15 protein-coding genes are annotated in these 20,209 nt (G+C 50.4%); 2 read left to right on the top strand and 13 right to left on the bottom strand.

What is annotated here, in order from left to right; genetic code table 11:
* Positions 1 to 49 precede the first annotated feature (49 nt).
* The 3 genes from LKE13_RS06500 to LKE13_RS06490 are packed head-to-tail and all read right to left on the bottom strand — an operon-like array spanning position 50 to position 3,179.
* Positions 50 to 1,267, bottom strand: coding sequence for a serine hydrolase domain-containing protein (locus LKE13_RS06500; protein WP_227949398.1), 1,218 nt, complete (start codon positions 1,265 to 1,267; stop codon positions 50 to 52).
* 32 nt (positions 1,268 to 1,299) lie between these two features.
* The gene (locus LKE13_RS06495) at positions 1,300 to 2,145 is read right to left on the bottom strand and encodes a fumarylacetoacetate hydrolase family protein (RefSeq protein ID WP_227949396.1); all 846 of its coding nucleotides are present in this window, start codon (positions 2,143 to 2,145) and stop codon (positions 1,300 to 1,302) included.
* A 29-nt stretch (positions 2,146 to 2,174) separates the two neighbouring features.
* Entirely contained in the window at positions 2,175 to 3,179 is a 1,005-nt protein-coding gene (locus LKE13_RS06490) for a zinc-dependent alcohol dehydrogenase family protein (protein ID WP_227949393.1), read from the bottom strand.
* 148 nt (positions 3,180 to 3,327) lie between these two features.
* Here LKE13_RS06490 and LKE13_RS06485 point away from each other — a divergent pair, with 148 nt between their 5' ends.
* A complete protein-coding gene (locus LKE13_RS06485) occupies positions 3,328 to 4,092 on the top strand; it encodes a sulfite exporter TauE/SafE family protein (protein ID WP_227949391.1) in 765 nt (254 codons plus the stop codon).
* A gap of 6 nt (positions 4,093 to 4,098) precedes the next feature.
* Here LKE13_RS06485 and LKE13_RS06480 read toward each other — a convergent pair whose 3' ends face one another.
* The 8 genes from LKE13_RS06480 to LKE13_RS06445 all read right to left on the bottom strand — a co-directional run bounded on the left by LKE13_RS06480 (position 4,099) and on the right by LKE13_RS06445 (position 14,929).
* Positions 4,099 to 6,849, bottom strand: coding sequence for a sensor histidine kinase (locus tag LKE13_RS06480; RefSeq protein ID WP_227949389.1), 2,751 nt, complete (start codon positions 6,847 to 6,849; stop codon positions 4,099 to 4,101).
* Positions 6,850 to 7,159: 310 nt separating this feature from the next.
* Complete coding sequence (locus tag LKE13_RS06475; protein WP_227949387.1) at positions 7,160 to 7,552, bottom strand: response regulator transcription factor; 393 nt, start codon at positions 7,550 to 7,552, stop codon at positions 7,160 to 7,162.
* Positions 7,553 to 7,734: 182 nt separating this feature from the next.
* Positions 7,735 to 9,675, bottom strand: coding sequence for an acetate--CoA ligase (gene acs, locus LKE13_RS06470; protein ID WP_227949384.1), 1,941 nt, complete (start codon positions 9,673 to 9,675; stop codon positions 7,735 to 7,737).
* Between the two features lie 130 nt (positions 9,676 to 9,805).
* Positions 9,806 to 10,531, bottom strand: coding sequence for an ABC transporter ATP-binding protein (locus LKE13_RS06465; protein ID WP_227949382.1), 726 nt, complete (start codon positions 10,529 to 10,531; stop codon positions 9,806 to 9,808).
* Positions 10,531 to 11,289 (bottom strand): ABC transporter ATP-binding protein, encoded by a 759-nt coding sequence (locus tag LKE13_RS06460; RefSeq protein ID WP_227949380.1) that lies wholly within the window; start codon positions 11,287 to 11,289, stop codon positions 10,531 to 10,533. The genes LKE13_RS06465 and LKE13_RS06460 overlap by 1 nt, the downstream gene beginning before the upstream one ends.
* 11 nt (positions 11,290 to 11,300) lie before the next feature.
* Positions 11,301 to 12,458 carry a branched-chain amino acid ABC transporter permease gene (locus tag LKE13_RS06455; RefSeq protein ID WP_227949378.1) on the bottom strand — a complete coding sequence of 386 codons (1,158 nt, stop codon included), beginning with the start codon at positions 12,456 to 12,458 and terminating at the stop codon, positions 11,301 to 11,303.
* Entirely contained in the window at positions 12,451 to 13,467 is a 1,017-nt protein-coding gene (locus tag LKE13_RS06450) for a branched-chain amino acid ABC transporter permease (protein ID WP_227949376.1), read from the bottom strand. Before LKE13_RS06450 ends, LKE13_RS06455 begins: the two co-directional genes overlap by 8 nt.
* Positions 13,468 to 13,576: 109 nt before the next feature.
* Positions 13,577 to 14,929, bottom strand: a complete 1,353-nt coding sequence (locus LKE13_RS06445; RefSeq protein WP_227949373.1) for an ABC transporter substrate-binding protein — start codon at positions 14,927 to 14,929, stop codon at positions 13,577 to 13,579.
* A gap of 205 nt (positions 14,930 to 15,134) precedes the next feature.
* Between LKE13_RS06445 and LKE13_RS06440 the strand changes: the two genes are divergently transcribed.
* Positions 15,135 to 16,751 (top strand): helix-turn-helix transcriptional regulator, encoded by a 1,617-nt coding sequence (locus LKE13_RS06440; RefSeq protein ID WP_227949371.1) that lies wholly within the window; start codon positions 15,135 to 15,137, stop codon positions 16,749 to 16,751.
* Positions 16,752 to 16,765: 14 nt separating this feature from the next.
* On the opposite strand, the gene LKE13_RS06435 is transcribed toward LKE13_RS06440, so the two are convergent.
* Both LKE13_RS06435 and LKE13_RS06430 read right to left on the bottom strand, forming a co-directional pair.
* Positions 16,766 to 17,311 carry a hypothetical protein gene (locus LKE13_RS06435; RefSeq protein WP_227949369.1) on the bottom strand — a complete coding sequence of 182 codons (546 nt, stop codon included), beginning with the start codon at positions 17,309 to 17,311 and terminating at the stop codon, positions 16,766 to 16,768.
* A gap of 145 nt (positions 17,312 to 17,456) precedes the next feature.
* Positions 17,457 to 20,099: a VWA domain-containing protein gene (locus LKE13_RS06430; RefSeq protein ID WP_227949367.1), complete on the bottom strand. Its 2,643-nt coding sequence runs from the start codon at positions 20,097 to 20,099 to the stop codon at positions 17,457 to 17,459.
* Between the last annotated feature and the right edge of the window lie 110 nt (positions 20,100 to 20,209).

Genomic DNA, 20,209 nt, shown 5'->3' with positions numbered 1-20,209 from the left:
CCGTGACGCAAAATTTGCTATTTCATGTCAGTTTTACGACACCCCGCCATCAATCCATTATTGCTTGATAAACCAGCGCGCGCAGTTCCTTCCGTAATGGATAATGGCTGCTCGGAATGAATTGGGTCAGGAAAACAACAGTCATGTCCTCTATCGGATCAACCCAGAATACTGTGCTTGCCATACCGCCCCATCCAAAATCACCGGGAGAGCCCATCATCTGTGACAGCGCCGGATCTATCATGACCCATCCACCGAGTCCAAAACCGACACCCACGAATGACACCTCGGAGAAAACCGCCTGACCATATTGAGCAAGGTCGCCATCCAGATGATTTTCCATCATGAAATCGACAGTACGTGGTCCCAAAAGCTGGCCACCCTCATAGGCACCCTTGCAACGTAGCATCTCCGCGAACTTAAGGTAATCGGACGCCGTTGAAATCAGTCCGCCACCGCCGGAATAGCAGGCGACTTTCTCCATTCGAAACGCGCTTTTCGCCGCGGAATCCAGCACCGTCATAGCACCGGTATCATCCGCACCATATGCGGTAGCGTAACGATCTATTTTCTCTTCCGGTATCCCGAAATCGGTGTCCACCATTCCAAGCGGTTTGAAAATATGCTCATGAAAATATGATTTGAGATCCTGACCTGAAATAATCTCAACCAGTCGACCGACAACATCAGTCGATACGCCATAGTTCCAGCGGCTACCCGGATTGAATTGCAGCGGCATCTCCGACAGTTGCTGGATTTGGCCTTCCAGGCTACCCCGCGTCGTTCCGAAATCCATCTTATTGGCATTATAATATTTGCCGAGAACACCTTCATTAAACCCGTAAGTCATACCAGACATGTGGGTCAGCAGGTTATGCACCGTGATTTTACTGGTTGCCGGCTCGGTATCGTCAATACTGCGGGCCTGAGGCCTGAGAACCTGCATGTCCTTGAAGGCCGGAATAAATTCCTCCAGCGGATCATCCAGATGAAACAATCCCTTTTCATACAGCATCATCAAGGCAACAGATGTGATCGGCTTGGTCATGGAATAGAACCGCGCCATGGTATCGTCAGTCCATGGATTATTATTTTCTCGATCTGCTTGGCCAACAGATTTCGAATAAGCGATTTTGCCGCTTCGGGCGATTAGCGTTTGCGCCCCCGCGAGCTTTCCGCCGTCGACATATCTATTCATCCAGTCGGTAATATACTCAAGACGCTTGGGTTCAAAGCCAAGACTTTCGGGTTGATGAACGGGTTTCACGACATGCGTTCCTTTTCCTGGGTCTAAATTATTTATGCTTGAACGGTTTTCTGCTGCTGTACGCCAAGGCCTTCTACACCCAGCTTCATTTCCTGTCCGGGTTTGAGGAATACAGGACTTGGCTTCTTTCCCATGCCAACACCAGGAGGCGTGCCGGTGGAAATGACGTCCCCAACATTCAGAGTCATAAATTGACTGAGATAGGAAATAATCTTGGCGACACCAAATATCATGGTTGCCGTCGTGCCATCTTGCTGCCGAACCCCATCCACGTCGAGCCAGAGGTTAAGCGCCTGCGGGTCCGGAACTTCGTCGCGCGTCACCAACCACGGACCGAGAGGGCCGAAAGTATCGTGGCTCTTGCCCTTGGTCCAATTGCCACCACGCTCGGACTGAAACTCCCGCTCGGACACATCATTGGCCACACAATATCCGGCGACATGGTCGAGGGCTTCCTCCTCCGTCACATATTTAGCACGCTTGCCGATGACGACTGCAAGCTCAACCTCCCAGTCCGTTTTCTTTGAGGCACGAGGGATTTCCACATCATCATTCGGCCCGCAAACGGCCGATGTTGCCTTCATAAAGAGAATGGGCTCACTTGGGACTGGCTGTCCCGCTTCCGCGGCGTGGTCAGAATAGTTAAGTCCGATACAAGCGAACTTTCCTATATTTCCAACGCAAGCACCAATTCGCGGCTCTCCCTCTACTTTTGGTAGGGCACCAAAATCCAAAGCTTTCAATTTAGCAAGCCCTTCATCTGAGAGGACATCTCCTGAAATATCCGGAACAATGCCGGTCAGATCCCTTATGTTCCCCTGTTCGTCAATAATTCCGGGCTTTTCCGCACCAAATTCGCCATATCTAACTAATTTCATAATTTTCTCCTGTTACGTTCTATGCGCACTTAAATAGTGACAACAATCTTGCCAAAATGGCCGGCCTTTTCCATCATCCTGTAAGCCTCTTTCGCATCTGTGAAGTCAACGGTCGCATCGATGACAGGATGAATTTTACTTTGCTGAAGGGCCGCATTCATTCGCGCAAACATATCTCGCGGGCCGACATAAATCCCCTGAAGCGTGATAGATTTTCGCATGATGGACGTCGGATCCATCTGGCCACCTGTGAGGATACCCACAAGCGAAATCCGCCCGCCAACCCGAACGGAAGCAATTGATTTTTCCAATGTTCCAGCGCCACCAACCTCGACCACAAGATCAACGCCTTGACCGTCGGTCGCCTCCATCACTTTCTCTTCCCAATTCGGATGATCCCGATAGTTAATCAGCACGTCAGCACCAAGCGTCTTGGCACGTGCCAGTTTATCATCACTGCTGGAAGTCAGGATCGTCCGGATGCCGGAGGCTTTGGCAATCTGTTGTGCAAAAATTGACACGCCACCCGTGCCCAGCAATAAAGCCGTCTGCCCGGCCTGCGCCTTGCCGCCGTCTATTAGGCAATGCCATGCGGTAAGGCCCGCGCAAGGCAGTGTTGCCGCCTCTTCAAAGGAAAGATGCTCCGGAATGGGGAGTGCGCCTGTTTCCTTCAACAGAGCATATTCGCACAGCAGCCCGTCGATAGGACCGCCCAGTGCACTCGGCATAACATCGTCATGAATTCCGCCGCTGAGCCAGTTCTGGAAAAAGGTGCCAACAACGCGATCACCTGTTTTAAAGGCTGTCACACCCGATCCGACCTCCTCAACAATACCGGCACCATCGGAATTCGGAATTCGCTCTCCCGTGATGCCGCGTGCACCAGCATTCTTTATAGTGGACAGATCGCGGTAGTTGATGGAATTTGCCTTCAGGCGCACCAGAATTTCTCCGGGATCGGGCTTTGGGATATCCCGCTCGATCATCTGCAGGCCGTCGATACCGCCCTCTCCACTAATTACCCAAGCTTTCAAGATTTTTTCTCCGAGTTAGATATTATATCGCCATCAACTAAATAAAGTGGTTGGCGGCGATGTGTTTTTATGGTCCATAGTTTTCTGAGACTGTCAGGGTCGATTTCCACCCTGACTGGATTTTTTTGTTCTGAATGCGGCCCTTGCCATGATCACTCAATATCTTCCGGATTTCAATCTTTTCCATTTGCTCGTGGTATGTATTGCCTTTGCGCTAGGCGGTGTTGTTAAAGGTATCTCTGCCTTCGGCCTGCCGACAATCGCGGTCCCCATCATCGTCTTTTTTATGAACCTTCCCTCCGCAGTTGCCATAATGACCTTACCGATGGTTATCACTAATTTTGTTCAGATGGTCATTTCCGGTCAGATCAAGTCCTCGATCGCCCGGCACTGGCTACTGCTACTCGGGCTGTTTATTGGGCTGCCGATCGGCGTGTTCATGCTCTCTACTGTAGACACGAAGTATCTTCTCATCGCGGTTGGTAGTTTTCTCATCCTTATTTCCGGATTGGAATATTTCGGTGTTTCCTTTTCCTTCCTCAGCTCACATGAAAAAATTTCCGGCCCAACAGTTGGCCTTGCCGCTGGCATTATCGGAGGGATAACAACGCTGTTCGGAACACTCCCCGTCTTCTTCTTTATTGCTCTTGGTCTGGATAAGGAAAAATTCGTCGCGGCGGTCAGTGTCATGCTTTTTGGCGGCAGTATTTTCCTGCTACTCAGTCTGCAAAGCATGAACTTTCTGAAACCTACGGAAGCAGTTTACAGTTTGATCGGCCTGGGTCCGCTCTTCGCGGGAATGTGGGTCGGAACCAAGGTGCGCCACCTCATTGATCAAAAGACTTTTAAGAAATTTGTACTGGGACTGGTCGTGCTGATTGGCTTTATCATGATCTACAGAGCTTTCAGTTGATATCTTCTATTCAGCCGAAAGTCTGACATCCTGTCGATCCGCGCGTGGGACAGTAAAGGCAAAAATAGCCCCGCTCTTCTCCTTATTTGCAACCCATATGTGACCACCAAGAAAAGACACAATCTCGCGGCAGATTGCCAATCCGAGGCCGGACCCTTGCGGTTTATCTTCATCACGACCAATCGACTGATGGAATTTTTCAAATATCAGCTCCATCATATCAACAGGAATCCCTTTGCCATTGTCTGCAACGCTGACTTCCAGCATGTCATCTCGTACAGAAACCGTAAGATCAATACGCCCCTTTTCCTTGTCACAGAACTTGATGGCGTTTGACACCAGATTGATAACCACCTGAATGAGCTGGTCCCGGTCCGCCCGCACCATCGGCAGGTTTTCCGGAATTCGCACCTCCACTTCGACTTCATTTTCCTGGATAAGGCCGGCAAGCGTTGCCATTGCCTCGCGTATTGTGGCCGCAATGTCTACTGTATCCAGAGACCAGTCCATCTGTCCCGCTTCCATGCGAGCAAGATCAAGAAGCTGATCGATGAGACGGGTCAGACGTGAGCTTTCCTTGATAATGACATTCAAAAAGCGCTCCCGTTCTTCAGGTGACACCTCCGGGTTATCGATCAGAATTTCCCCGAAAGCACGAAGTGATGTCAATGGTGTACGGAGCTCATGGCTGACCATAGAAAGGAAATGATCCTTCAGGGAATCCAGTTCTTTCAGCCGCTCATTGGCATTGCGAAGCTGAGCTGTTGCCTGTTCGAGCTCGGCAGATTTTTGTTCCAGCCGATGGCTGTACTCAATTACCTGACTGGTTTCATCGAGAATACGGTACACCTCTTCAAGGCCGACAATCTCCCCCTTGACCACGGATCCTACCATCACCCGCGCGGTTGCAGATCCAATAGCGCCCGCCAACATCTTCTCGGCAAAGTCGAGCAGGGCCGCATCGGCCGATTGGATCTTACGAAGGTTTATATCTCGTTCCGCAGCGAAATCAGAGAAAGCCTGCGCTGCTCGTTGTACGCCCACAAACCGACCCACAAGCTGCTGCAAATCCGCAACCGTCGCGGAGCCGCGCCAGTACCGACTATCACGGTCATCATCCGTGTGCCCGAATACATCAACAAACAATGTCCCCTGAATACGCTCAATAGCGGTCTGATGCGAAAGCAACGAAACGATCCAGTAAGCACCGATATTCGCCAGCATGCTCCAGAACAGGGCGTGCGTGAGGCGATCAAACCCGTCCATACCGAACAGCGCATAGGGTTTGAGAAGTGTCGCGCCATAAGGCCCATTTTCGATAAAGCTGATTGGTAGCCATCCAGATTGAGCAAACGACGGGAGAAGTAAAGTATAAAGCCAGACGATGAAGCCTAGCGCTAAGCCCGTCATTGCCCCTCGATACGATGCCCCTTTCCAGAAAATTCCGCCAATAATGGCCGGGGTGAATTGCGCTGCCGCCGCAAAAGAGACAAGACCAATGGTCACAAGGGAATATGACTCGCTCGCGATGAGATAATAAACATACCCTAGGATCAGGATCAGAAGAATACTCACCCGTCGAATTGTGAGCAGCAGCCCGGTCAGGTCGTCATTCTTGTTGATATTCAGACCGCGCCAACGGAGCAGGAGCGGCATGATGAGATCGTTACAGACCATGGTCGCCAATGCAATGGAAGCAACGATAACCATTGACGTAGCTGCCGATAATCCACCGATGAAGGCGATAAGTGCCAAAAAAGCCTGATCATGAAACAGCGGCACTGTCAGCATGAACATATCCGCATCGGCAGAGGCTCCCCCAAAGGACATGCGGCCCGCGAGCGCGATCGGCAAGACAAAAATGTTGATCACCAGAAGATAGAGCGGAAACAACCAGGTTGCCTTTCGCAAAAATGACTCGTCCGGGTTTTCCACTGCTGTCATATAAAACTGCCGTGGCAGACAAATGATGGCCGCCATGGACAGGATCGTCATTGTCATCCAGAGGCTGTAGTCATTATCGCTGGAAACGGTAAAAAGTGCATCCAGCCCACTGTCTGCGGCGGTGGAAAAAAGATCGCCGAATCCGTTGTAAAGTCCGAATGTCACGAAGAACCCAACGGCAAGAAACGTAACCAGCTTCACCACCGATTCAAAGGCGATAGCCGCGACCAATCCCTCATGATGCTCACTCGCGTCGATGTGGCGCGTTCCGAAAAGGATAGCGAATAGTGCCAGCGCAATGGCCACAATCAAAGTCGTATCGATGAAGAAAATAGGCTCATTCGGGGCATGCAAAAGGGCTGTTTCAGAAGAGCTGACAAGAATCCGGAAACTGGTTGCAATGGATTTAAGCTGCAACGAAATATACGGCATCGTACCGACCACCGCGATTATCGTGACGAGCCCGCCCAACCGCGCCTGCTTGCCGTATCGCGAGGCAATAAAGTCCGCAATCGACGTGATCCGGTGCACTTTGCAAATGCGGATAATTTTAACCCAGACGATTGACCAGAGAATAAAAACCAGTGTGGGGCCAAGATAAATCGGCAGAAAATTAAGACCTTGTGTGGCAGCCAGCCCAACACTGCCATAAAATGTCCAGGACGTACAAAACACACCGATTGATAACGTATAGATAAAGGGATTTCTGGTAAGTTGACGACCCTTCGCGGATTGCAGATCGACAAATTGTGCGATGGCAAACAAAAGGCCCAGATATAAAATGGAAACAGTCAGTACCAGCCCGCCTGACATTACTGCTTTCCTCGGACAGAGTCGGCTGCATTGGCGATGCCCCTTTCGGCCTCGGGGGGACCAATGGACTTCTCCGGACCTCGTCGAGCGCCCACCGCTGTCATTGCAATTGCAAAGGCCCAAACCCCAAATATGAACAGAAAGATGAGAGGAATGTCGAACACAAGCAGCGGAATATCAAAGAGCGAAATAACCGGCGGCATCAGACTGACAAAACAGACGACAAACAGAAGAATTGACCATTCTTTTTTCCGTCCTGTTCTTATCATCCAGCTATACCCGTCTTATCGCCTACATTCACTGTTAGCGCTTACTTAGCGTGCAATGACGAACTCGCAGGGGCGACAATTTCCTTTACCATTTTACCCAACGCGCGCGTGGAGAAGGGTTTTGTAACAAACTCATCAGCGCCAAGCGCAATGGCTCGCTCTTTGTCTGCTTCCCGGCTTTTCGCCGATAGCATGATTATTTTTACATTGGCACAGGCAGCGTTGGCACGAATGGCTTCGCATACGGAAAATCCGTCCTGCTTGGGCAACATAATATCCAGTATCACCAGATCGGGCACATAGTCCTCTATTGCCCGCAACGCCTGATCCCCATCGCGTGCAACCCGCACGGTGAAACCCGCCTGCCTTAAGATAAACTGTAAGGACAAAACTATATTCGGCTCGTCCTCCACTACAAGCACTGTATGCGTCATGCTGCGGTATGCTCCCTCGATTTTCCCGAGAATTTATGATGGCTCGCGACTTTTTCCGGCTTCTGATGAAGCTCTCTCATATCGGAGCCGATATTCTTCGGTTCCTGCTAGTTAAAGATACCCCATTTGTTAGGATATTGTCATCGGTCAATCTTGCAGGATTCTTGCAGACAAGCAGACGCTTACTTATTCATCCTATTATCAATCAATTCCTCAACAACCGTGGGTTCAGCCAATGTCGATGTATCGCCGAGGCTGCCGTAGTCATTCTCTGCCACTTTACGCAAGATACGCCGCATAATCTTGCCTGAACGGGTTTTTGGTAATCCTGGCGCCCATTGGATCAGATCCGGAGTGGCGATAGGGCCAATTTCATGACGAACCCATTTGACAAGTTCAGAACGCAAATCCTCCGACGGTGCGACACCCGCCGTCAAGGTAACATAGGCATATATCCCCTGCCCTTTGATATCATGCGGATACCCTACGACTGCGGCTTCTGCGACAAGCTCGTGTGCCACAAGAGCGCTTTCCACCTCCGCGGTTCCCATTCTGTGGCCGGATACATTGATCACATCGTCAACGCGTCCGGTGATCCAATAGTATCCATCTTCATCCCGCCTCGCGCCATCGCCTGTAAAATAGAGGCCATCAAAATGAGAGAAGTAGGTCTGAATAAACCGCTCATGGTCACCGTATACTGTTCGCATCTGGCCGGGCCAACTATCCTTGATACAGAGCATGCCTTCACAGGCCCCCTTCAGAACAACACCGTCGTTATCGACCATAACCGGTTCTACGCCAAAGAACGGAAGTGTTGCAGACCCCGGTTTCAAATCGGTTGCCCCCGGCAGAGGCGAGATCAAAATGCCCCCCGTTTCCGTCTGCCACCAGGTATCAACAATCGGGCATCTCCCCTCGCCGACAACGTCATTATACCAACGCCAGGCTTCCGGGTTGATAGGCTCCCCTACTGATCCCAACAGACGAAGCGACTTCCGTGAGGTTTTCTTGACTGGCTCATCTCCGTCGCGCATCAGCGCACGGATCGCCGTTGGTGCCGTATAAAAAATATTGACCTTATGCTTGTCGCATACTTCCCAAAAACGCGAGACCGTAGGATAGTTCGGCACACCCTCGAACATCAAGGTCGTCGCACCATTGGCAAGCGGCCCGTAAACGATATAACTATGTCCCGTTACCCAGCCGACATCCGCCGTACACCAGTAAATGTCGCCATCATGATAGTCAAATACATAGCGATGGGTCATCGCCGCGTAAACGATATAGCCGCCAGTGGTATGTAGCACACCCTTTGGCTGGCCTGTCGAACCGGAGGTGTACAGAATGAACAAGGGATCTTCCGCGTTCATTTCCGCAGGCGGGCAGTCTGCATCAACCTTGTCCATTTCCTCGTGATACCAAACATCCCGACCTTCAACCCACTCAACGTCTCCGCCGGTGCGCTTGACAACAATACAGGTTGTGCAATCTGGACATTCCGCCAGCGCTTCATCTGTATTAGCTTTCAGGGGAATTGGACGCCCCCCTCGAACTCCTTCGTCGGCAGTAATCACACAATTTGATTTACAATCCCGAATTCGTCCTGCGAGCGCATCTGGAGAGAACCCGCCAAACACAATGGAATGAACCGCTCCTATGCGCGTGCAGGCCAACATCGCCACCGCCGCCTCGACGATCATCGGCATATAGAGCGTAACGCGATCCCCTTTCTTGATGCCCTGAGCCTTAAGCACGTTCGAGAATTTACATACCTCAGCATGTAATTCGCGATAAGTCAGGGTCTTGTCGTCATTCGGATCGTCCCCTTCCCAGATAATGGCAGGGCTGTCGCCGCGTTTTTCCAGATGACGGTCGAGACAGTTGTAACTGACGTTTAACGTCCCGTCATAGAACCATTTGATATGCAAGTCGTCCTTGGCAAAGGAGACATCTTTTACTTTTGTATACGGCTTGATCCAGTCAATCCGTTTTCCATGCTCACCCCAGAAGGCATCGGGATCTTCAACCGATGCGCGGTACATCGCCTGGTAACTCGTTTTATCGGCCCAAGCTGTTTTCGCAAGTTCCTCAGGTACGGGATATAGATCCTTTGCTGACATCCTTCTAAGTCCTTTCACCCAACATACAGTTTTTCAACGTCAAAGTATCGGCGGTAATCGACAGGATATTTATGCGGTCGTCTCCACCTAAATACAACCTAAATGTCAGAAAATTCTGAAACTCTCTCGTTCAGATCGCAAGATATTCATGCCGTAACTCTTGGTCGTCCAAAACCTGCTGCGCCGTTCCACGAAACGCAATCTGCCCCATATCCAGAATAAGCGCCTTGTCAGCAAGCTGCAATGCCGCAACTGCGTTCTGTTCGACGATAATCGTGGTAATACCCAGCTTTTTGACTTCGAGCAGAATTTTCTCAATTTCCTGAACAATAACCGGGGCGAGGCCCTCATATGGTTCATCCAGGAACAACAATTTCACATCCCGCGCGAGCGCCCTCGCAACGGCCAGCATTTGCTGCTCCCCACCAGACATCGTTATCGCATCCTGATTTCGCCGTTCACCGAGCCGCGGGAAATGATCATAGATACGCTCTATTTCCCATCCCTTAGGTTCTGCCACCTGCGAAAGCTCTAAATTCTCTTCTACAGTCAGCCCGCCAATGATACGACGATCTTCTGGCACAAGCTGGATACCGGCGCGTGCGGCCTGATAGGCCTTGAGAGGGTGAATTGCCTCACCATTGAGATAGATCTCCCCCCGCTTCAAGGCCGGGCTGTCAACCCGGGCAAGCGCTCGTAAAGTGGACGTTTTTCCGGCACCGTTCCGGCCAAGCAAAGCGACGATGTCCCCTTCCTCAACATCAAAGGAAACACCTTGCACGATATAGGATTCGCCATAGTAAGCATGGATATCTTTCACACTAAAATAGGGCATTTTTTCCGATGTCTCAGACATTAATTTGCCCCTCCCAAATACGCTTCCTTGACCTTCGGATCCTCGCGTACGCTCTGAGGATCGCCACCAGCAATGATCTGTCCCCTCGCCAGAACACTCACCTTATCCGCCAGACTAAAAACAACATGCATGTCATGCTCGATAATGACTTTTGTCATGCCACGTGACTTAATCTTCTTTAAAAGTTCTATTGTTTGGTTTGTATCATGGCGCGCCATGCCCGCAGTCGGCTCGTCGAGAAGTAAAAGCCGTGGCCGCAATATCAGACACATGCCAAGCTCCAGCCGACGTTTATCTCCGCGACTGAGGCTTCCGGCTTCAGTCCTCATCATGTCTTTTAGTCCCACATCTTCTAGAATATGCTCCGCCTCATCACGGAGTTCCCCTTGCCGGCTCAATAATTCGGCGGCATTTAACCGGAACGCGCCATCGCGATGAGAAAGGGCCGGGATCATGACATTCTCAATCAGTGTCATTTCCTGAAAAATCTCTGGTGTCTGAAAAACCCGGGCAACACCAAGTTGGGCGATTTCATGGGGCTGCTTGCCCGTCAAAACCTCGCCTCCGAAAGTCACAGCCCCGGTATCGGGCTTTAATCGACCTATACAAACATTCAGTAGCGTCGATTTTCCCGCGCCATTCGGGCCAATAATGGCATGCGTCGTCCCTTCCTCCACATGCAAATTGACATCAGAAAGCGCACTAAGTCCGCCAAAGCTTTTATTGATATTTTCCAGATGAAGAACGAGATCGCCCATGATTTACCCTTTTACTCGCCAGCCTGATTATGCGCTTCTACGGACTGCGGCTTCGTTTTCCCGCCAGACCTGAAATAATTGACGATACGGCGGAAACCTTCCACCAGCCCGCCGGGCAGGAAAATCACAATGATCATAAACAATAATCCCAATGTCAGATGCCAACCACTGCCAACGAAAAGGCCGACGACCGGCACCACAAACTCAACAACGCTGTCAGGAAGGAAGGAGAAGGCCTGCGTCAGCACATTATCATCGAAGGAGGAAAAGATATTTTCAAAATACTTTATCAAACCCGCACCGAGCATCGGTCCGACAAGTGTTCCGGCACCGCCAAGGATGGTCATCAGGACAACTTCGCCCGAAGCTGTCCACTGCATTCTCTCCGCACCGGCCAGTGGATCAGTTACTGCGAGCAGGCTACCTGCCAATCCGGCATACATGCCGGAAATGATAAACGCCGTCAGCATATAGGGCCGCGTGTTTAATCCCGTATATTTCATCCGGTTCTGGTTAGACTTGATCCCTTTCAGCATCAATCCGAAAGGAGACCGGAAAATACGCAAGGAAATATAAAAACAGATAATCAGCAGAACGGCGCAGAAATAAAAGCCGGGATAGCCACTCATCGTTTCACCGAAGAGATCCGTACTCGGAAGTCCCGCTCCTACCGAACCATCTGAGAACAGACTATCAAGGATGCGTGGATCGGAACGGGCCAATTGCAATCCTGTTTCCCCGTTTGTTATCGGCGTGAGCACCGAATAAGCGAGGTTGTAGGACATCTGCGCAAAGGCCAGCGTAAGGATCGAGAAGTAAATCCCCGTCCGGCGCAAACTCAGAAAGCCGATGATTGCAGCAAGTATCCCTGCAAACAAAACCCCGAAAACCACTGCCGGAAGGACATTCATGGTCAACAGCTTGAACGACCATACGGCGGCATATGAACCAACACCGAGAAATGCTGCGTGACCGAAAGATAGATAGCCGGTCAAGCCAAAAAGGATGTTAAATCCAATGGCAAAAATTCCATAAATAGCAAATTTCTGCAGCAGATCCGGATAATTGCCGCCAATCGGATCAAGCCAGATCGGCATCGCCAAGATGGCGGCGGCAAAAATGATTACGACAAACGCATCATTAAGAAGCGGCTTCTTGGTATTAGTCATCCATCACTCCAGCCCGGCCCATAAGACCGCGTGGTAAGACCAGCAAAATTACAACGGCGACGAGATATAGAATAATCTGGTCGATCCCAGGGAATATCTCCTTAACTTCATTCATCGAGGCGAAAGATTGTACAATCCCCAACAGGAACCCGGCGAGCACCGCGCCACCAAGAGACCCCATGCCACCCACAACAACAACAACGAAGGAAAGCACCAGAAAATCCATACCGAGATGGTAATCAGGCGGCAGGATCGGCGTATACATCACGCCCGCAACACCCGCAACGACAGCCGCAATGGCAAACACAATAGTGAAGCGCCGCTCGATATTAATACCGAGAAGCCCAACAGTCTCCCGATCACGCATACCTGCGCGCACGACCATGCCGTAAGTCGTAAATTGCAAAAAGGCGAACACGGAAAATATAATTAATCCGGAAAAACAAAGGTAGATAAGGCGCCACCATGGATAGACAAGATTGTTGCCAAGCCCGACCCAAGCCCCAACATTCGCGCTACCCGCCAGGATTTCCGGTGCGGGCTGCGGTATCGGGTTAGCCCCGAAATACGCCTTGATAATTTCCTGAATAACGATCGCAAGGCCGAAGGTGACCAAAATCTGCTCTGCATGGGGGCGTTTGTAGAAATGCTTGATCAAGCCTCGTTCCATGACATAGCCGACCAGCAGCATAAACGGAATGGCCAACAGAATTGAGAGTGGCACAGAATAATCAATGATAATCCGGCCCGTGTCGCCAAACCATGTTTCGAGATAGGGTTGTTCCTTATAGGCAACGAATGCAGTTACCCCCTCATCCCGAACCTTAACTGATATGGTGACAAGTTTCTGAAAGGTAACAGCGCAAAACGCCCCGAGCATGAACAAGGCTCCATGAGCAAAGTTCACAATTCCCAACGTCCCAAACACCAATGTCAGGCCAAGTGCAATCAGGGCATACGCCGCCCCCTTATCCAGACCATTCAATATTTGAATAAATATGGCATCCATGAAATCTACCCCAAACAACCGCGCAAACTGTGTTGCCGGCTAATCCGCTTCGATGATACACGGGTTGGCGCCATCTCGGCAAACGCCAACCCGCGTGATGTCTCAGATTTTACATCTTAACTTCGTACGGACCAAGCTCGCCGCCGAAGATGGTCCAGTCATACTCAACCTGGGCCCGTGGCGTAACGTCAACCACCTTTAGGAGATCGAACTGGCTTGACGGGTTGTCATTACCGCGCACCACAAGGACATCTTTGAAGCATTGGTGATCTTCTGCGCGATACAGTGTCGGGCCATTGCCCATACCGTCGAAGTTGAAACCCTCAAGCTGCTTGATGACCTCTGGCGGATAGAATGTACCGGCCATTTCGCAGGCATTCGCATACAGCAATGTCTGAACATAACAGGTGTGCGCAGCCATGGAAGGCGGTGCGCCATATTCCGCACCGAAGGACTGAACAAAAGCTTTCGATCCTTCATCCTGCAACGACCAGTTCCAGTTCGTCGTGCCAAGAATTCCCTTGATCGCATCACCAGCACCCTGCGCCATCAGACGCGAGAAGAGCGGCACCACAATCTCGAAGTTCTTGCCGTTGACCTGCTTGTCTCGCAGACCGAATTGGACAGCCTGACTAAGTGAGTTAATCATATCCTTGCCATAATGGTTGAGGATAAGAACATCTGCACCTGAGTTTAGAACCGGCGTGATATACTGCGAGAAGTCACCTGCACCAACCGGGGTCTTGACCGCATTGACTGTCTCCCAACCAAGGGCCTCAGTCGAGTTTTTGATAGATTCTTCCTGCGTCCAGCCCCAAGTATAATCCGCCGTCAAATGGTATGCCCGACGGTCAGAGCCATATTCCTTATTCAACACAGGCGCCAGTGCCGCACCGGACATATAGGCATTGAAGAAGTGCCGGAAGCCATAGCGACGCTTGTCTTTACCCGTTGTATCATTGGAATGGGTCAGGCCTGCCATAAAGATGATACCCTGTTCCTGACAGAGCGACTGCACCGCGACAGCAACACCGGAAGAAGAACCGCCAGTAACCATCAGCACGCCATCTTTTTCGATCATGCGTTTGGCTGATGCGCGCGCAGCATCAGATTTCGTCTGCGTATCGCCAGTTGAATAAGTAACTTTCTTGCCGAGAACGCCATTCCCGGTCAGCATGGATGGCTTGAAAGTGTTCAGCATACCGCCGTCACCTTCACCATTCAGATGCTTCACAGCCAGCTTATAAGCGCGGAGTTCATCCGCTCCCTCGTCCGCATAAGGACCTGATTGCGGTACGTTGAAGCCAAGCTTCAACTCCCCTGAATTTTCCGGATTATTACGGAATTCTTCCGCCCAGGCATTCTTTATAAAGATGCTTGGAGTAGCGGCGACCAGGCCGCCAACAGCGCCAGCCTTGAGAAGGCCGCGACGCGACACGCCTGATTTCTTGATATCGCTCATGAATTGTCTCCCATATTCTAGTGGATCATCCCCGGGCAAGATGTCTGTGTTATATTTTTCAACGCAAACTTCTCCCTGCCATGTAAAAATTTCACATTTTCGCTATTTTTCCCATCAAAACCTTGTAAAACATCGGTTTTTTATGTAAACAATTACTAATCTAATTTGTAAATTTGTAAATCTTTGTAAAGTTTCGGATAGGAAGATGGCCAAATCACCCCTACTTGGCAATCGTTTACGGCGATTGCGCAAGGAGAAAAAACTGACTCAGGTAGATTTAGCTGATCGCCTCGGCATCTCAGCCAGCTATCTTAATTTACTTGAGCATAACAGGCGTAGCATCACGGTTCCATTGCTGCTGCATCTCAGCAAGATCCTAAAAGTCGATCCACAGGTTTTCTCACCACAAGAAGAAGGCTATCTAATCGGTGAAATTACAGACGCCCTAAAAGATCCGCTTTTTACGGACGATAATTTTACTGACGAAGAAATTGCGGAAATGGCGGCAGATGCACCCGCTCTCAGCTCAGCTTTCAAGAAAGCATATGATGCGTTTAAAACCGCCCAAACGGATTTACAATTATTGAGCGAGCGGCTCTCACAGGATTTTCTTTTCGCAGGCTCCTCCTTTCGGCTGCGTACTCTCGTAACATCTATTATGTCGTCGACCGAAATCGTACATGACAATGATGACCTTGGCCCAAAGGAACGCAGAGAATTCCTTCAAATCGCGCTTAAGGACAGCGAGGCTCTTAATGATACAGTGAACGAAATGCTCGGTGTTGTCGGCGACGGCAGCCTGACAGGCAAAGCCTGGGCGCCATCACCGAATGAAGCGGTATCGGATTTTATTCAGGCCCGAAATAATTATTTTGACCCGATAGAACAGGCGGCAGCGGAGTTTCGCGCCTCCTTCAATGATCACGATCTCCTGTCGACCCCTATCATGATGGATTACCTGCAGGAGAAACACGGCATTCAGATCGAGTTTGCCTCTCGGGAAAGTCATAATACCGAGGCGACCCTGTATGATGAAAAGGACCACACGCTCGTACTTTCAAAATCACTACCGCAGTCGAGCGTCAAATTCCACCTTGCGCTTCTTTGCGGGCAACTTAAATATACAGACCTCTTTCAGGAGCTTGTGAATGCTCCTGAACTTCCGACTGAGGCGGCGAAACAAAAGGGCGTTTCGGCGCTTGCAAATTACTTCGCGGGAGCCTTTCTGTTCCCCTATGAGGTTTTCTTTCAATCAGCAGAAGATCTGCGGTATGATATTGAATTGCTACAGCAGCAGTTTGATGCAAGTTTTGAACAGATTTGCCATCGCCTGACCACCTTAGTGCGGCCAGGTAGCAGCGGCGTTCCTTTCCATTTGATCCGTAGTGACATTGCCGGAAATATCTCAAAACGATACAGTGCGTCGGGTTTGCGCATTCCACGTTATGGCAACTCTTGTCCGCGCTGGGTTCTTCATGCAGCCTTTCTAACCCCCGGCACGCTTTGCCCACAAATTTCTGAAATGCCTGATGGGCAGCGGTTCTTCTCTATCGCGCGCACCGTAACCAAACCGAGTTTAGGCTATGCCCAACCGAAGCGGCATTATGCCATCAGCATTGGCTGTGACATTGCAGAAGCAAACCGAGTGATTTACGCCGATGGCCTCAATCTGGCCGCCCCTAAGACAGTCATGCCTGTCGGCATAACTTGCCGCCTTTGCGAACGGGCAAACTGTGCACAGCGCGCTGCACCACCACCATCGCAAACCCGTCAGATTACGCCACAAAAACGCAATATTTCGCCAGGCATTGGAGATTTCTAAATCAGCGCCAGTGCTTAGTAATTGTTGAGGATCAGCCGGCCCTTCGCGGTTCGCCGTATTGCACCATCACGAATTGCCGTGAAATCAAGCTCCATATTTACACCAGTCAGGGTACGTTTATAGACTTGCATGTCATAGTCACCGGCATCGCTGATTGCCATGACATAAACAGTTAAGGTCTGCTTTTTCAATCGCGCCCAGGAAATGCTTTCACCCGCGTAGGCATCACCGCCCTTGCTGTCCTTCCAGACATTCGGGCTATCTGTTTTGACAAAAGTAAGAGTGGTTTCCTTCAAGGACTCCTTCGGGCTTTCCGGCGCGCCCTTCTGGCGCAAAAGCGTCCGCCATGTAATGGTAAAATTACCACTCTCGTCCGGCTTGATGCTCACGTCGATATCGCGGCTCGTGATCGCAAAATTGACGCTGACGTTACTTTCAGAAATGGCATTACCCCGCCAATCCCCCTTGAACGCGGCAATGGACAAATCCTTCGCGTTCGCGATGATGGGCGCTGCTATCATAACAGCCATAACAATCAGAAAATAATTTACTCTGGTCAATATACTACCCCTGTTTCACCCGAGCAAATCCCGCATCGGCAGAGGTATAGTAAGGCAAGCCATCCAAGGCTTCCAGTCATTTAACCTGTTTCACAAAAGAAAAAGGCCGCAAAAATGCGGCCCTTTCCCTCCTGTCAGCAACGAACTAACTTTCGTCGACGACTATCTTTCCATTTGTAATATCGGCGTTGTTAAGCGATGCATTTTCCACAACAATCGAGAATCCGGCGATTTCCGCATCTGCTGCATCCGTAACGGTAATCGTTGTGTTACCACCCACTTCTGCGAAGTTAACATGTCCCGCCCGATCAGCTGCCGCAATGCCAAGTTCATCGAACAATGCCGTCAGATCGATGATATCTGCGTCTCCGTTGACACCAAAGTCTGTAATTGTATCAATCCCGTCGGTACCCACATTCTGATAAACAAATCGATCATCACCATCTCCACCAGAAAGCGTGTCGTCTCCACCAGCTCCGATGATGTAGTCATTGCTAGAGCCACCCTCGATTACCTCTGCCGCCGCAGTTCCTGTAAACGTATCCTCAGGAACAATGGAAAAGGTAAGGTCGGCAGAACTGGTTGAACCGTCATTGTCTGAAATGGTGTAAGAAAACACTTCAGTCTCGGTATTAGCAACATCTGACTGAACCAAATAAGCATATTCACCAGTTTCAAAGTCCAGCTCAAAAACACCAAATTCCGTATCAATAGCTATAAATGTGCCATCAACAAAAACGGTTGGCCCTGAGGGGGTCGACAAATCATACGTCACCCCATTGTAGATGAAGGAGATGATAGGGACATCCGCCAGTGGATCAGTTCCAGGAATGTCATTTTCAAGGACATTACCCGTCACCCAGGCATCACTTGGCTGAATACTCGCCGAAAGATCTTCCGGATCTTCCACATAAAGATACGGATCACCTGCAGCTGGATCGAGATTATTATCATCGGGAGTATTGTCTATCTGGCCTAGGAATGCGCTGTTATCAGCATCTCCACCCAAGCCGACGGCGTACACCTTGGCGCCGCTCAGGTCATTCGTCACCCAATTATTGAAATCGTCAATACCGGTCTGAGTGTCTCCTATGGTTGGCTGACCATCGGAAATGAAATAGATCTCCTGATCGTACCCCGGAACAAAATCTACAGTACTCGCAAGATTGAGTGCATCCTCGTAGTTTGTGTTCCCTCCGCTCCAGGCGTCTAGGGGCTCCAATGCCACCAAAATGGAGTCCAGCGTTGTGAAAGTTCCATCTCCTATAAACCGCGCCGTTTCATCAAAATCTATCAGAGTAATCACCGTGCCATCCGGGTTTTGCTCGAACAGTGTCGACGCCAAATTTATCAGTGCCTCTTTCATCAAGCCCAACTCAGTCGCATTCATACTTCCCGATGTATCAATTACGAGAACAGCATGAACATCCGCTGGCTCCACCTTAATTACCGGACCATCATCAACCGCCGTCGGACCGTCATCACCCGGAGGAACATCATTTACCGTTACGTCAATGGTGAAGCTGCTGCTTGCCGTGTTATTCGCTTCTGTCAACTCACCGCCATCAGCAACTGTTGCAGTCTCAGTGGCAACCGCAGTTACCGTTAAAGAGAAATCCGCATCGTCATCCGTTGGCGGAGTGATGGTCAGCGCGGCCAGATCCCATCCGGAAACATCTACGTCTGAACCATCGCCCGTAAAACTGTTCACCCCATCAGTGAGCGTAGCACCAACGGGAACGCCGCCAATCGACACGGCCAGAGTTTCTGACTCATCCGTGTCTTGAAGCGCGGCCGTGATTTCAGGGATAGAAATTGCTGTATTTTCATCGCCGCTGGCATCTCCACCCGCGAGCGTGGGAGCGTCGGCAGCCGCGTCGATTACGGCCGTTCCCGAAACTTCCGAAGCTCCGACTTCACCACCACCATTCACATAGTTTGCGAGGACATTAAGCGTGATATCTGCGTCGCTGTTTGCCGGCGGCAAAACATACATGGTCGGCAATACACCCGCTGCCGCCACGACAGCAAAACTCCCGCCAGTCACATCCACTTCATCGCCCGGCGTTGCGCCGCCAACGAAGAAACGCGTACCGTCTGGAAAGCCGGAAATATCTATGGACGTCAATTCTTCGTCCGTTTCGGGAGCAAAATCAACAAGCATCTGCATCGGGAATTCAGTCGTATCCCCAACATTCTGATTAGGCTGCCAATCTTCGTACCCTCCGGCTGCCGGAGCGGCTGCCCCTAAGGGTGTAGAGAAAGTCAGAGTAACAATGCCGCCTGGATCATCCGTCAGCGTTGATGTTGAAGGAAAATTCTCATTCTCTCCGATGATTTCTTCAATTTCATCGCGTCCAAACGCAAGCTCGGTTCCAGCGAGCAACCCGGAAATGTCGAGTGGATCACCTATATCGCCTTCGGTAAAGGGTCGGAAGTTCGCACCGCCACCATCACTGTTATCATCACCAGCCTCTGGATTTATGTCCGCAATCGAAAAGCCTTGAACAAGCGGCGTAATTTCTCCGATTTCGACGACTTCACCATTCTCCAGCTCAATCTGAGGAGGGTTTTCAGTGGCACCAAATGTCAGGAAGTCTTGCAGCAAATAGGTATCTCCACCATCAATCGGCACGACAAGTAGATTTCCTGCATCCTGAACAAACTGAATATTTGCCAGTGACTCAACAGGTAACTTGATTGTTTTTCCCGGAGTTGCCTCGATAATTATTTCGGGCCCCATTACTTTTCCGGAACCGCTACCGTTGCTGCCGTTAGACGTCGCCATTTTGCCTTACTCCACTCACTTTACCATACTGTGGCCAAGCTAATTTAGCTAACCCGTTAAAAAAATAGCCAGATTCGATCAATCTGTCTTTATTTTTCTCAATTATGGAG

The organism is Sneathiella sp. HT1-7 (genome assembly GCF_020731145.1).
Taxonomy (GTDB): domain Bacteria; phylum Pseudomonadota; class Alphaproteobacteria; order Sneathiellales; family Sneathiellaceae; genus Sneathiella.
The sequence above is the reverse complement of the archived record's forward strand: the minus strand, read 5'-3'. Positions and strand labels throughout refer to the sequence as shown.

Excerpts from the sequence above, each read along its gene's own strand:
- LKE13_RS06445 (WP_227949373.1), bottom strand. The coding sequence starts at position 14,929 with ATGAGCGATATCAAGAAATCAGGCGTGTCGCGTCGCGGCCTTCTCAAG.
- LKE13_RS06475 (WP_227949387.1), bottom strand. The coding sequence starts at position 7,552 with ATGACGCATACAGTGCTTGTAGTGGAGGACGAGCCGAATATAGTTTTG.
- LKE13_RS06430 (WP_227949367.1), bottom strand. The coding sequence starts at position 20,099 with ATGGCGACGTCTAACGGCAGCAACGGTAGCGGTTCCGGAAAAGTAATG.
- LKE13_RS06440 (WP_227949371.1), top strand. The coding sequence starts at position 15,135 with ATGGCCAAATCACCCCTACTTGGCAATCGTTTACGGCGATTGCGCAAG.
- LKE13_RS06495 (WP_227949396.1), bottom strand. The coding sequence starts at position 2,145 with ATGAAATTAGTTAGATATGGCGAATTTGGTGCGGAAAAGCCCGGAATT.
- LKE13_RS06450 (WP_227949376.1), bottom strand. The coding sequence starts at position 13,467 with ATGGATGCCATATTTATTCAAATATTGAATGGTCTGGATAAGGGGGCG.
- LKE13_RS06460 (WP_227949380.1), bottom strand. The coding sequence starts at position 11,289 with ATGGGCGATCTCGTTCTTCATCTGGAAAATATCAATAAAAGCTTTGGC.
- LKE13_RS06480 (WP_227949389.1), bottom strand. The coding sequence starts at position 6,849 with ATGTCAGGCGGGCTGGTACTGACTGTTTCCATTTTATATCTGGGCCTT.
- LKE13_RS06465 (WP_227949382.1), bottom strand. The coding sequence starts at position 10,531 with ATGTCTGAGACATCGGAAAAAATGCCCTATTTTAGTGTGAAAGATATC.
- acs (WP_227949384.1), bottom strand. The coding sequence starts at position 9,675 with ATGTCAGCAAAGGATCTATATCCCGTACCTGAGGAACTTGCGAAAACA.
- LKE13_RS06455 (WP_227949378.1), bottom strand. The coding sequence starts at position 12,458 with ATGACTAATACCAAGAAGCCGCTTCTTAATGATGCGTTTGTCGTAATC.
- LKE13_RS06485 (WP_227949391.1), top strand. The coding sequence starts at position 3,328 with ATGATCACTCAATATCTTCCGGATTTCAATCTTTTCCATTTGCTCGTG.